Origin of the sequence: Natronobacterium texcoconense, from assembly GCF_900104065.1 — an archaeon.
GTDB lineage: Archaea > Halobacteriota > Halobacteria > Halobacteriales > Natrialbaceae > Natronobacterium > Natronobacterium texcoconense.
The window spans coordinates 1,329,188-1,342,269 of sequence record NZ_FNLC01000001.1 but is presented as its reverse complement, the minus strand read 5'-3'; the positions used below and the strand labels follow the sequence as shown (position 1 = coordinate 1,342,269).

14 protein-coding genes are annotated in these 13,082 nt (G+C 59.0%); 7 read left to right on the top strand and 7 right to left on the bottom strand.

Annotated features, from left to right (window positions below; all coding sequences use genetic code 11):
- Positions 1-10 precede the first annotated feature (10 nt).
- Positions 11-742 (bottom strand): GNAT family N-acetyltransferase, encoded by a 732-nt coding sequence (locus tag BLR35_RS06760; RefSeq protein ID WP_090379185.1) that lies wholly within the window; start codon positions 740-742, stop codon positions 11-13.
- A gap of 192 nt (positions 743-934) precedes the next feature.
- Here BLR35_RS06760 and BLR35_RS06755 point away from each other — a divergent pair, with 192 nt between their 5' ends.
- Complete coding sequence (locus BLR35_RS06755) at positions 935-1,381, top strand: hypothetical protein (protein ID WP_090379182.1); 447 nt, start codon at positions 935-937, stop codon at positions 1,379-1,381.
- A 169-nt stretch (positions 1,382-1,550) separates the two neighbouring features.
- On the top strand, positions 1,551-2,309 hold the full coding sequence (locus BLR35_RS06750; protein ID WP_090379179.1) for a bacteriorhodopsin: 759 nt from the start codon (positions 1,551-1,553) through the stop codon (positions 2,307-2,309).
- A 342-nt stretch (positions 2,310-2,651) separates the two neighbouring features.
- Here BLR35_RS06750 and BLR35_RS06745 read toward each other — a convergent pair whose 3' ends face one another.
- Both BLR35_RS06745 and BLR35_RS06740 read right to left on the bottom strand, forming a co-directional pair.
- On the bottom strand, positions 2,652-3,323 hold the full coding sequence (locus BLR35_RS06745) for a helix-turn-helix domain-containing protein (protein WP_090379176.1): 672 nt from the start codon (positions 3,321-3,323) through the stop codon (positions 2,652-2,654).
- Between the two features lie 150 nt (positions 3,324-3,473).
- Positions 3,474-3,902, bottom strand: a complete 429-nt coding sequence (locus BLR35_RS06740) for a hypothetical protein (RefSeq protein ID WP_090379173.1) — start codon at positions 3,900-3,902, stop codon at positions 3,474-3,476.
- Between the two features lie 138 nt (positions 3,903-4,040).
- Between BLR35_RS06740 and BLR35_RS06735 the strand changes: the two genes are divergently transcribed.
- On the top strand, positions 4,041-4,565 hold the full coding sequence (locus BLR35_RS06735) for a hypothetical protein (RefSeq protein WP_090379170.1): 525 nt from the start codon (positions 4,041-4,043) through the stop codon (positions 4,563-4,565).
- Positions 4,566-4,692: 127 nt separating this feature from the next.
- On the opposite strand, the gene BLR35_RS06730 is transcribed toward BLR35_RS06735, so the two are convergent.
- The 4 genes from BLR35_RS06730 to BLR35_RS06710 all read right to left on the bottom strand — a co-directional run bounded on the left by BLR35_RS06730 (position 4,693) and on the right by BLR35_RS06710 (position 9,629).
- Positions 4,693-6,978 carry a catalase gene (locus tag BLR35_RS06730; RefSeq protein WP_090379167.1) on the bottom strand — a complete coding sequence of 762 codons (2,286 nt, stop codon included), beginning with the start codon at positions 6,976-6,978 and terminating at the stop codon, positions 4,693-4,695.
- A gap of 115 nt (positions 6,979-7,093) precedes the next feature.
- Positions 7,094-8,053, bottom strand: coding sequence for a D-2-hydroxyacid dehydrogenase (locus BLR35_RS06725; protein WP_090379164.1), 960 nt, complete (start codon positions 8,051-8,053; stop codon positions 7,094-7,096).
- A gap of 55 nt (positions 8,054-8,108) precedes the next feature.
- The gene (locus BLR35_RS06720; protein WP_090379766.1) at positions 8,109-8,393 is read right to left on the bottom strand and encodes an amphi-Trp domain-containing protein; all 285 of its coding nucleotides are present in this window, start codon (positions 8,391-8,393) and stop codon (positions 8,109-8,111) included.
- A gap of 999 nt (positions 8,394-9,392) precedes the next feature.
- The gene (locus BLR35_RS06710) at positions 9,393-9,629 is read right to left on the bottom strand and encodes a winged helix-turn-helix domain-containing protein (protein WP_090379161.1); all 237 of its coding nucleotides are present in this window, start codon (positions 9,627-9,629) and stop codon (positions 9,393-9,395) included.
- Between the two features lie 133 nt (positions 9,630-9,762).
- Between BLR35_RS06710 and BLR35_RS06705 the strand changes: the two genes are divergently transcribed.
- The 4 genes from BLR35_RS06705 to BLR35_RS20235 all read left to right on the top strand — a co-directional run bounded on the left by BLR35_RS06705 (position 9,763) and on the right by BLR35_RS20235 (position 13,062).
- Positions 9,763-10,440, top strand: a complete 678-nt coding sequence (locus BLR35_RS06705; RefSeq protein ID WP_090379157.1) for a DNA methyltransferase — start codon at positions 9,763-9,765, stop codon at positions 10,438-10,440.
- Entirely contained in the window at positions 10,441-11,223 is a 783-nt protein-coding gene (locus tag BLR35_RS06700; protein ID WP_090379154.1) for a DNA-methyltransferase, read from the top strand.
- A gap of 171 nt (positions 11,224-11,394) precedes the next feature.
- Complete coding sequence (locus tag BLR35_RS06695; RefSeq protein ID WP_244510195.1) at positions 11,395-12,225, top strand: hypothetical protein; 831 nt, start codon at positions 11,395-11,397, stop codon at positions 12,223-12,225.
- Between the two features lie 72 nt (positions 12,226-12,297).
- Positions 12,298-13,062, top strand: coding sequence for a hypothetical protein (locus tag BLR35_RS20235; protein WP_139169252.1), 765 nt, complete (start codon positions 12,298-12,300; stop codon positions 13,060-13,062).
- Positions 13,063-13,082 lie beyond the last annotated feature (20 nt).

Here is a 13,082-nt window from a genome sequence, read left to right as displayed (position 1 = left end):
CCGAGGTCTCTCAGAGTTCGACGGCCATCATCACCTCGTCGACGTAGTGACCGTTGAGCTTGTAGTGGTCCTCCCGGATGGCCTCGGTCTCCCAGTCGTGGGCCTCGAGGAACTCGATCGCCTCCTCGTTGGCCGAAGGGACGCTGTTGTACACTTTTTCGTAGCCGTTCGATCCTGCCCACTCGAGGCCGCGCGAGAGGAGGTGGGAACCGATCCCGTGACCGCGGTACTCCTCGATGACGCCGACGGTAAGTTCGGCCGTGTGACTCAGTTTGTCGAGTTCGGGCGCGTAGAGGTGGACCCAGCCGACCACCTCCTTCTCGACGGTTGCGACGAAGAACATCCGGGATTCGAGTTCGTTGTGCCGGAGTAGGGTCTCCTCGTGGTCGACCTCGTCGGCGACGCTCTCGGCGACGATGTAGGTCTTCTCCTCTGCGACCTGCCGGATCGCGCCGACGATCCCCGAGAGGTCCTCCTGGCGTGCCGGCCGGATGTGGAACTCGAGGTCCTCCGAGACGTACTCCTCTTCAGCGCCGGCGTCGATGGTTACCCGCAGTCGGCCGTCGACTTCCTCGAGGCGGTCGTCCCGCTTGAGGATCGCGACGTGGTGACGGAAACCGCTCGGGTCGATGCCGAGTCGCTCCTGAACCTCGTCCGGTTCGGCCGCTCCGTGCCGTTCGACGTACTCGTAGATTCGTCGTCGGTCCGCGTGTCCGAACTCGAGTCGTTCGCTCGTGCCCATGGTACGTCATACCAGGCCACAATACTTAACCGTTAGCGACAGGGGTTACTGAAAGTCAGTACAGTGTCACAATCGGACTTAATGCCCTCACACGTGAATCCTGCTGGACATGCACTCGCCGTCCCTGAGAGTAGGTGCGTGGGAGTTGACTCGAGCGGCCGAACGGTCGCTGGGGACTCCCGAACGCGAGACATGTTCGGACTCGAACTGCTGCTGGCTGGCTGTGTGCTGGTGGGGACGGTAGTGGTGGGGCTGGTCGTTCACGAATCGGCACACGCGTTCTCCCTTCGGCTCTTCGGAATCGAGTACGAGGTCTCGTACTTTCCCGGTCGCGGCGGCGTGCTCGCACGACTCGCGAGTTGCCCCTGGGCCGCCGTTCGACCGATCCCGACGGGTCGAGAGCCGCCCTGGACCCTCCGGATTGCTGCCCTGGCACCCGCACTCCTCGCGGCACCGCCGCTTGCGATAGGAGCCGTCGGCTGGCCCGTTGACTCACCGATCGCGACGGCGGCGATAATCGGCTGGCTCGCCTGTTCGATTCCCAGCCCGCAGGACTTCTCGGTCGCGTTCTACGCCCATCGAGCGCTCGAGGACGCAGTCGTGGACGGCAGTGGCGATTTCTTCTCCCGCGCCGACTGACGGTCGCCGGGATCGTCGCTCGCCCACGACGACGTTCGTGTAGTAGCGGGAAACTGTTCTCAATTTCGGTAATTACATGTAACTGAACTCTTTCTATGTATATGGTTATCATGGACCGACAGCCGATCACGGGGACACACCACTCGAGTGGACGAACGGGGGATAAACGATGATCTCCGAGACGGTGATCTACGTCGTCTCGAGCGGCTTGCTCGGTATCCTGGCGGTCGTGTTCGGGTACCACACGACCCGGCTACCGGCGTCCGTTCGCCGCTACGGTGGGGCGGTGGTAGTCGGGACTGCGAGTATGAGCGTCGCCTATCTCCTGATGGCAGGCGGTGCCCTCACGGTCGAGACGACGGGGCGAGAGCAGTCTATCGCACGGTTCCTGGGTTACAGCGTGACCTGGATGGCGTTTGCTTACCTGCTGGGATCCGTCGCAGACGCCGGTCGGCGATATACGCTAGTGCTGCTCGCGCTCATCCTGTGGGTCCAGTGGGCGACGCTTGTGTCGTGGATCGTCGCGGGAACGGCCGAACTTCTCGTAACGGGAACGCTCGTCGTGGCACTCCTTGCGGTGATCTCGTTGCTGTTCGTGCCGTTTACCCGCAATGCACGGAAGACGACGGCAAACCGCGTCCTCCTCTTTTCGAAACTCAAGTATCTGACCGTCCTCGGGTGGGCCGGGCTAGTGACGGTCGGGATGATCTCCGAACAGAACCTGGCGCTTGTCGATATGTTCGTCGGACAGATTGCGGCGACGTACATCGACGTCGTGCTGTTGCTCGGGTTAGGGGGGATCGTCCTCAGTCACGTCGAGGCACTCGGGGAGAGTACGTCGACGTCGCCAGTCGGTACCACGGGGGTCGAGGCGACGTCGGACGCGATGGAAGGAGCAGCAGCGAAGCGACCACACAGCCACGAATGATCGCACCGCTGCCTGATACGAGTCACTGTAGATGATTGACGGCAACCACTGGACGATCGCGGTTGCGCCGTCAGTGCCTTACAGTGACCCGTTTGAACACGAGTGATCCACCGGCACTCACAGGGGTTGTCTGGATACGATGCGTCGGGAGGTCGGCGTATCGCCGACATTATCTGTATGTTTCCGTCCACCAATAAATCTATCTGTTGGCGCAATTTCGAGTATATGGGATAATAGGTGGTCGAATGTTTCTCCAATAGCTGTAAGAGTGGTTGTTTCTTCTATTCTATTCCGACAGTCGAGTTTATTCCGGACAGATGGGCAGCCCAACCGATGGACGCGTCAGGGATCGATCCCGATCGGCGTCAGGCGAGCGGATAGCTCGGCGCTGATGAGCGCGGCGTGACTCCGACGCAGCCGCTCCGACAGCGCCTGGTGGGAAACGTCCAGCTCGGCCGCGAGCTCTTCCAGGGTGATCCGGCGAGGGACGTCGAAGTATCCCAGTTCGTGTGCCGTCGCGATCGTCTCGTACTGGGTTTTCGTCAGCGGCGTTCGCTCCTGCTCGAGATCCTCGGGGTCGCTGATACGAGTAACCTCGACCCCGAACTCGTACTGCTCGAACAGCTGGTGACAGGACGAAGCCGACTCCCGGTCGTGATACAGCAACTGGATCGACCACGTACCGTCCCGACCTCGAGCAGCCAGAATCGCGCCGTCGTTCTCCGAGATGATCTGCTGGAAGAGCTTGACGGTCTCGCGGAAGTCGAGCCGGAACAGCCACTGTTCGTGGTCCGGCTCCTCTCGCTGGCTGGCGACGCTCGCGACCACCTCGACCGACGGATCTGTCTCGAGCGCTCGTTCGACGGTTCGTCGATCCGGTCCCGTTACGCGAACCAGTGGCGGGACGTCGCCGATCAGTCCGCCGATCCGGAACTCGAACTCCGAAACGCGGTCGAACGTTTCTGCGAGCCCGAGCCGATCAGCCGGAACCTCGAGTTCGACGACGGTCGTCATCACACGATGCCACCACGAAGACGTATAGACGGATTTTGCTACCGGTAGCCTTTCCCGCCACCCAACTGGGATGAGAGTCAACGGAACGCGACGGTCGCCGTGGTTGATCGGACGGCCGAGTCGCCGCGACGACTCGTCGCCCCACCACCGTCAATCGCAGTTCTCGACCTCGTAATCGACCAGTGCGACCAACCGAACGTCCCACGTTCCCGCGTTGAGCAACGCCGTGTTCTCGAGTGTCACGTAGTATCGGCCGTCGCCGTCGGCCCGGAACTCCCGCTCGAGGCGTCCGTCGGGGTCCGTCTCGAGGATCGTATCCCCGTCCGGGTTCTCGACCTCGAGCGTCGGTCTGGCCCCGTCGATCGTCCGAACGTCGACGGCGATCCGGACGTCGTCCTCGAGGTCGAGCGGCCACGTGAAACTGCTTCCTGCAGTGACCGTCTTCCCCTCGTCGACCAGCGTCCGTTCCTCGGTTTCGATCTCCGTCTCACAGTCCGTATCGGCGGCATCGGCCGACAGACAGCCAGCTAGCAACACTGCCCCGGCACCGCCGAGTAGTTCTCGTCGAGTAACACTCATCCCGATAGATAGGTGCTCGATCATATATGTGTTTGTTGCACGGTCAGAATTATCGTAACTCCAGTCGGCAGCGACGAGCCGACAATTTGCCCAGTTCGAACCGAAACGATCGAGTAACCGCTCTCTCCAGCCTCCCGTATGGAGTCGTTCGTCGCGACCAACCTCGAGCGCTACGCCGAAACCCAGGGCGTACTCCCGGAACGCCTCGAGGAGTTCGGCGAGACGTACCGCGAGCAGGGGTATCTCACGCGCGATCAGCTCTACGAAATCGCCTACGAATCCTCGACTCGCAGCGCCTACCACGTCGAGACCAATCCCGAGCAGCGGTGTCGCACCGTGACAGAGAACGTCCTCGCAGTCGAGGACGACTTCTCGAAGATCCAGCTTCTGACCGGGCTCTCGGGGTTCAAGGCACCGACCGCGTCCTGCGTGCTGGCCGCCTCCGATCCCGACCACCACGCCGTCGTCGACACCCGCGTCTGGGCCTCGCTCGAGCGGCTGGACTACCTCGAGGGGCGCAAGGAGAGCTTCGACGCCGACGACTACGTGACGATAATCGGGCCGATCCGAGAGATCGCAGAAGAGACGGGGTACAGCGTCGCCGAAGTGGGGTACGCGCTGTTCGCCTACGACGACGAAGTTCGAGAGGGGACGCTACACTGACACCTGACGGGACCGCGTTCGCCTCGAGCCAGGGTCCTCTCGTCCCGTCTCCGGCGTGGGCGAACAGCATACGAACCTGCGGGAGAGGTGCCCGTATCTACAACCGCGTCGGCTCGCGTCCGAGACCCTACGCAGGCACTTCCGCCGGATCGCGGTCCCAGTGGCGGTGTTCGGCGATCGCGTCGACGAACTCCTCGACGAACGCCTCGAGGTCGTCGTTTCGGCAGGTGACGACGCCAGCGTCCGACTCGAGGTCGCCCTCGTCGGCGATTTCGGTGTCCGGCAGGTCGACTGTCTCGAACAACTCCGTCCCCTCGCCGACCGCGGCGATCGGCTTGTAGTGTTTGAACGCCTCGGCGACGAAGTGCTTCGGCGATCCCTGCTGGCGCATCGCGTCGACGCTCTCGCTGCCGCCGGGGACGACGACCGCGTCGAAGGAAACCGAAGCCGCAGCAACGTGGTGTTTGTCCGCGTCGACCGTCTCGCCGTCGGCCCCCGACTTCTCGCCGAGGAGTTTCGAGACGATCTTGACTCGAGCGCCCTCCTCCTCGAGGGCCGACTGAATCTCCGAGACGTGCTCGCCGTCGAAGCCGTCGTCGACGAGCATCGCGATCTTGCGGGTCTCGATCGTGTCCGGCGTCCGGTTTTCCATGCTGAGCGACGGATCCTCCCTGTCGTGGGTCGGCATCTCGTCGCCGGGCTCTTCGGGCGGGTCGACGCCGATGCCCTCGGCGACGCGTTTGGCGAACTCGTGGTCGACGTTGTTGAAGAGGTCGTAGACCATCCGCTCGCGGATCTCCATGCGATCGACCTTGCCGAGTTCGAAGTGGGCGGCGTCGACGATGTTGTCCTTCTCGGGTTCGGACATGCTGTTCCAGAACAGCCGTGCCTGCGTGAAGTGGTCCTCGAAGCTGTCGCTGCGGTTGCGGATCTTCTCCCCGGAGATTTTCTCGGCGTAGTGTTCGTAGCCTCCCTCTTCGTCGGGGACCTCCTGTGGATCGTCGTCGCCGATCGAGTTCGGCTTGTAGGATGCCTTCCCTTCGTTGATCTCCTGGCGCATGAACCCGGCGCGCTGGTTGTTGTGGCGCTCGGCGATCGGCCGGTTGATCGGGATCTCGTCCCAGTTGGCGCTCCCGAAGCGGTTGAGCTGGGTGTCCTGGTAGGAGAACAGCCGACCCTGCAGGAGTGGATCGTTCGAGAAGTCGATCCCGGGAACGACGTTCCCGGGGTGGAACGCGACCTGTTCGGTCTCGGCGAAGAAGTTGTCCGGCGTCTCGTTTAAGACCATCTTGCCGATCGGTCGGACCGGTACCTCGGTCTCGGGGACGATCTTGGTCGGGTCGAGGACGTCGAAGTCGAACTCCTCGGCCTGTTCCTCGTCGAAGATCTGGACGCCGAGTTCCCACTCGGGGTCGTACCCCTCCTCGATGACGTCGTAGAGGCCTTTCCGGTTGAAATCCGAGTCTTTGCCCCAGAGCTTCGTCGTCTCGTCCCAGACGAGTTGGTGGGTGCCGAGTTTCGGCGTCCAGTGGAACTTGACGAACACCGAGTCGCCGTCGTCGTCGACCAGGCGGAAGGTGTGAACGCCGAAGCCCTGCATCATGCGGTAGGCCCGTGGAAGGGCGCGACCCGAGAGCACCCACATGATCATGTGCGTGATCTCCGGCTTGAGGGAGGCGAAGTCCCAGAAGGTGTCGTGGGCCGCCGACGCCTGGGGCATCCCGTCGTCGGGTTCGGGTTTAATCGCGTGGACGAGGTCGGGAAACTCCATCGCGTCCTGGATGAAGAACGGTGGCATATTGTTCCCGACGAGGTCCCAGTTGCCCTCCTCGGTGTAGAACTTCGTCGCGAAGCCGCGGACGTCCCGGACGGTGTCCGAGGACCCTCGCGAGCCGACGACCGTCGAGAACCGAACGAAGACCGGGGTCTTCTGGTCGGAGTTTGTGAGGACCTTCGCTTTCGTCAGGTCCTCTATGTCGTCGTACTCGTCGCCTAAGTCCGGGTCCTCGTAGGGCTGGAAGTAGCCGTGCGCGCCGGTGCCGCGGGCGTGGACCACCCGTTCCGGGATCGACTCGTGGTCGAACTGGGTCATCTTCTCCCGGAAGTGGAAGTCCTCCATGATCGTCGGCCCGCGCTCGCCCGCCTTCAGGGAGTTGTCCGTGTCGCTGATCTTGACCCCGTGGTCGCTCGTCAGCTCCTCGCCTTCGGGATTCTCGCGGACCTCGTCGAGCTGTTCGTGTTTGCTGTTCTCGTCGACGCCCTCGTCGTGGCTCGTCCCGGCCTGGCTCGAGTCGTCGCCGCCGTCGGCTCGAGTCTCTGTCTCCTCGTGGTCGTCGACACCTGTCTCCTCCTGGGAGCCGCCGTCGGATTCGATCTCCTCGTCGTGGTCTGGTGACTCTGGATCGTCGGACATGATATGAACTCGCTAACCACCCGCAGTCGGGGGTCGACAGAACTACCGCGTCCGGTACACTGGCGTCTGTGCTTGCAGGCAAAAGCAGAGCCAGCGTCGGGGAAAGTGAGGTCAGCTACGCGTCGACGCGGTTCTCGAGGTCCTCGTAGCTTCCCGACTCCTCGATGCGCTCTACGTTTCGGACGAGGATCTCGGCGACGCGCTCCCAGTAGTGGGGCGTGTGTCCGGAGTTGTGCGGCGTGATGTAGACGTTCTCGAGGTTCCACAGCGGGTGGTCCTCGGGTAGCGGTTCGGGATCAGTGACGTCCAGGCAGGCGGCGTGGATGCCGTCGCCCCGGAGGGCGGTGATCAGCGCGTCGGTGTCGACGATCGGACCGCGGCCGACGTTGACCACCACGGCGTCGGTCGGCAGCGTCTCGAGTTCCGCCTCGCCGATCAGCCCCTCGGTGGTCTCGGTGAGCGGGCAGGCGATCACGAGGTAGTCGGCGTCGATCAGCGCCGACTGGATGTCCTGGAAGCCGTAGACCTCGTCGGTCGGCCCGCCCTTCTCCGGCGAGTAGCGGACGCCGACGGTCTCGACGCCGAACCCCTCGAGTCGCTCGCAGATCGCCTCGCCGATGGCTCCGAGACCGACGATACAGACCCGCGAGTCCTGCAGTTCGCCGAACGCCTGGAAGTGGTTCCACTCCCGGCGTCGCTGGCGGCGGATCCCCTCGTCGAGTCGGCGGGTGACCATCAGCATCCAGCCGATCACGTGCTCGGCGATGTTCGGCCCGTGGACCCCCGAGGCATTGGTGACGGCGACCTCGCGGTCGCGAAACGCCTCGAGATCGAGATGGCCCACGCCGGCGGAGGCACACGCGAACAGCTCGAGGTCCGGCGCGCCCTCGAGCAGTTCCGGCGAGAGGTCGGTTCCGATGGCGATCTCGGCGTCCTCGAGCAACGTGGGTTCCTCGGCTGGCGACTGCGCGAGTTCGACCTCGTAGTCGTCACCGAGTCGATCCCGGAGGACGTCCGCACACTCGCTCGAGGGGTGGCCGTGGGCGCTGCCGTTGAGAACGACGATCTTGGTCATACCCGTGGGACGAGGGTGCGAGAGAAAAGGATAGGGCAAGCGGCAGCCGATTCGGTTACTCGATCTGGAGGTCGCCGTCACCGTCGCCGCCGTCATCGTTCTCGTCCCACTCGAGTTCGAATTCGATGCTCAGCTCACCTGGGCCGTCCGTTGGTCCTTCCCGTTCGGCCTTCACCTCGAAGGTGGGCTGGGACGGCGGGTCCATGGTGACCGACTGGTCGCCTGCAGTGAGCGTGATGGAGGCGTCGGACTCGAGGTTGTCGGCGACCTGGCGGAGGTAGTCCGCGATGGCAGCGCGGTCCTGGCGGCTCTCGGTCTCGAAGAGGACTTCTTCTGGCATACAGGGTTTCTTACGTGATGTGTGGGTAAATAGGCTCGCTGTGTGGGGTGGTGGATTCTCGATGTGTCCGATCGCTTCCCCGGCGTCGCCAGCTGCAATGTCGGCGATGTACTCGACGACGTCCACGGAGATCACGCCTGGTCGCAGGACTGCATCGATCCGAGTCAACAGAATATCAACTAACTCCTCGTGCGTGTACTTCCGGAAACGGAGCGTCTTCCACTCGAGAAGCGGGATTTCACGCGTCCGTCGAGCTGGTGGTTCGCGAAAAAGTCGTCTTCGTCGATCGTGATCATCCGTGTCGCAAAACGCACCGAGAAATGTGCTGGTAGCTGTCCCGTCCCTCGAGAGATGATTCCCGATCCCGGAGTCCTGTGCGAGCCCATGCAGCACTTCGGTCTTCGACGAGCCGGACATACAATTCCAGTAGGCGCGTCGCACTCCGAACGACTCCTGCCGGAGTTTCCGGACGACGTACTTCGCTAGCGTCGTCTTCCCCCCCCATCCCGAGGGACCGAAGATCAGGCTGTGCTCACCGCTCATCCCGTCTGATATCGGTTCCAGTGCGGCAGCGAGTTGGCTGATCTGGCCTTCGCGATGCTCGAGGTCCTTTGGAACGTAGGTCGTCTCGAGAGCTCGAGCGACAGTTATCATACGGCTGGTTCTCCAGGTACGTCAGTTCGATCTTGTTTCGCGGGACCAGTCCGTACCGCTTGAGATCGAGCAGTTCGTCGAACTCCGGCTCGAGGTCGTCGTCAGCCGATCTCGAGCATGCATCGTACCAGAAGTGATGATTCGTCATATCCCAGCTTCGATGGCCTGCAGGGCAGGCGAATCGCCAGCGATCTGCCCTATTCTCGAGACTGATTTTCATCGCCACCGCCATATGAACAGCGACGAACGGGTATGTAAAAGAGGTAATTCTAAAGCGGGGTGGAAGTGAAAGTGAAATCGTTCTTGGATGATATTCTGTAGGATCGAAGGAGTGGGATAAGAGGTTCACTCACCGGCACGTTCGGCTTGTAGAGTGAGTTTGCCGCGCTCGGTAAGCGAGTATATTTTTCGTCGACCTTCTTGCTCCCCCTCTACATACCCAGCCTCTTCTAGTTCCTGTAGGTGTTCGTATACTGTAGGGCCTTGTCTGCCGAGGTCTTTGGCAAGTGCGTAGCCGTGACGGGGTTCTTCATCAAGTTGAGAGAGTATCCTACGCTTCGCGTCTGTCAGGGTTAGCCCCATTTCGTCCTGGGATTTGTATGGGTCGTTGATAAGCGATGTATACCCAAATACCTATGCATAGTTAGATGGCTATCTATGCGTGAAGATGGTGCAACAGTCAAGTGCTCCAAAGAGTAAACGAGAGACCAATCGGATGTATCTCGTAGACCTCGGAAGAGTAGTGTCAGATGCCGACACCCAAGGCGATGTTTTCAATGCCACGGATGGGATTTGGAGCGCTATCTATGAGCGCATGAATCCAACCGAGACGCTGTGGGTCGTAGCGCCGAACGCGTATCGAGACGGCTGTATGTGGCCTGTTGCGATGGCAGTATCCGACTACGCTAGAGAAGAATCAGGGCTCATCCTGAAGAACACGATAACCGTCCACCGTTGGGAGGACCGTGACGGGGATATGGAATCGGCATATGATGAAATTCTGTTCTTCGTGAAAGACAAGCGTAATTATCAGTTCCATAAGGATGATATTCGAGTGGCACACGTATACGAGGGCAATGAATGGGGTGGCAAACGTGAAGAAGGTAACAGTGCCTATCACGATACAAAGGTCCGCCGCTACAATCCTGACGGCAAGGATCCGGGCAACGTCTGGCTAGATGAAGATCGTACACAAACCGACAATCAAGAGGTTGACGAGGTAGAACCAATCCCCCTCCACGAGGCACTCCGCCGGTGCGTTCTCGTGGGATCAGACGAAGGCGAGACTGTCTGTACACTTTGGGCAGACGACATCGACGATGTCGTGACTGGTGAGGAACGCGTTATTGAGCAACTGGATGCTACAGCACTACGTGAAGAGGTGAACGAGTAAATGACTGATCTCGATACATTCGACGGCCTCGAAGTCTACTGGAGTTCGAGTGAAAACATGGATGAGGTCGAAGATGGAACCGTCCAATCGGTCATCACCTCTCCACCGTACTGGGACCTCAAGGACTACGGGCACGAAAACCAAATTGGGACAGCCGACGAGTCATATGAGCACTATCATGACCGGATGGAGGCAGTCTGGAGCGAGTGCTATGACGTACTACGCACCGATGGGACAATGTGGGTGGTGGTGGACACCGTCATGGAGCGTGGGGATCTCCAACTCCTTCCATATCACATCGCTGAACGAGCTGAGGATGTAGGGTTTGTCCTTCAGGACTTGGTCACTTGGTACAAGCCCACCGCCATAGCTGGCATGACCGACCGCAACGTGGTAAACAAAAGGGAATATGTCGTCTACTTATCAAAGTCGAAGCACCACAAATTCCGCGAAGAAGAGGGACAAAACGGTCCCGAAGACCCTGCCATCGCGGAGGAACACCGTCTCGGTAATCTGTGGCGACACCCAGTGAAGCGAGGGAGTGTCGGCCAGAACGTGCTACATAAGGCCCCTTACCCGACATCGCTCATCGACCGTATTGCCAAGATTTCGACGGAACCGGGCGATACAATCCTTGACCCATTTTTCGGAAGTGGGACAACCGCAGCTTCTGCTCTCGAACTCGATCGCCGATGTATTGGCTACGAGCTGAACGAGGAGTTCCGGGAAGTTATCGGTGAGCGGCTCGTGTCTGTACAACAACGCTCACTAACTGAGTTCTGAACAGCCAGTACCCTCACTTTGAACTCCAGTCGAAAATTCCCAGTTGAATTAATTACCTAGGCAAAAGACAATACATAGCCGATTGAGGATTCATAGATTATCTTGTCGTAGTATAGGGGTTCTCATGTGTCTGGCAAAAATCCTTGGACCGATACACTCGGGTTTACCGATTTGGGTACCGACGAACGCGAACAGACCTTGGACGAGGTGAAGGAACTCATTAAGTCGCTCGGGAATGAACATCCAGAGGTATTTGAGGGTTGGGACATTGATGCCGGCGACTACCAACGCGAACTCAAAGATGCAGTCTTCTCACTCGGGGGGACTTTCCGCCAGTCCCACGGCGCGGACAATGAGGATATAGTCCGCGAGGTCTTCTTGGAACCCGCCGAGGAGCAAGGATACCTCTCATTCACTGACCAGCGTGGGAGTGAACGTATCGACTTCAAAGGCCGACTCAAAGACACTGGTAAGATGTTTGCGATGGACGTGAAGGGAGGTGAAGGGCAGAGTATCGGTCATCTACTGGTTCCAACCAATACCGATACACTGATGCTGTGGAGTGAGCGGAATGCTCGAAACACCAAGTCCCCTGCGTCCCGGCTGAACGAGGTCATCAACCGGGCAGTTCGATGGGGACTGAACCAAGAAGAAGACCCGCAGTACATGATCATCCGTGATCCACCAGCCGGTGCCCGTACGGAGAACGGTCGCGTGATCCCTGACGTAGTCGTCTTCCCGAACGAATACCCCTCATCAGATAACCCTGACCCCGAATTGCCATCATTGGACGAAATCCACTTTGCAGAGATCTTATTCAAGATCACTACTGATGTTGGAGATCTCCAAGACGAACAATGCCTGAAACATATCTGGTGGCACGAGATGCAGTACGATGAGCGAGATGGTGGCAAGATCGACAAGAACATCTACAATGCTTATGATAACAGCATCACACTACAGACCCAGGCAATAGACTATTCGCGCATTTCGGAGGTATAATTGAATCTCTTTCGGTCACATATCATAAATTTCTTTAAACACTGATCGGTTTGGTAGGATAGAAAGCATATTATGGGAGAATTATCTCTCTACATACTCTTGCGTGATTGGGATTTGAACTCGTTACAGTTCAATCTCCCGAGTCAGCGATGTCTCATTGCCGGTGCAGCCACCATTTTTCTCGTTGGAATAATATTCGGGTTGCGATATGCGTATAAGAACGGATGGCCACTTGCTATAAGATTCATTGGATGGTTTTATAATAGGTTCTACGCTTATTGGCCAGTTTTTCCTTACTCACATACATCCTGGGTAATTGGGGGTGCAAGCTTAATGGCATTCGTTGTATTCCTTCCGTTCACGGACGATCTCATAGTCAACGTTACCGCCTTCTATGCCACAATTCTTTTTTTAGAAGGAACTCTCCGAAAGGAGGTGCCGATATTAAGTGTCGAGTTTAATCAGAACCCCCCCTGGTCAAAGGAGTCAGATACAAATTTAGTTGACCGAGAAGATGATGAGTTTGTCGTCAAACAGCGAATTAGATTAGAAAATTTCGGAGATGCAAGTGCAGACAACCTCACTGTAATGTGTCGCGCCGTCTGTCCAGATTCTGGGGTAACGCGAGACTGGAAGCGAGTAGAATTCGGTGATGACGAGGCACCCCGTTTGGAACCTAATGATTCTCAACATACAGAGGTCGTATTGGACTCATTTGATGAGTACACTGGCCAGCAATACTTAACGGAGGTGAAAATCAAGCCAAATGTGCGCCAAGGCCATCTCGCTATCAGGAAACTCCATTATACTAACCCGCGCAAGCCCGACAATAAGTAGGGAAGAATATATATATTGCT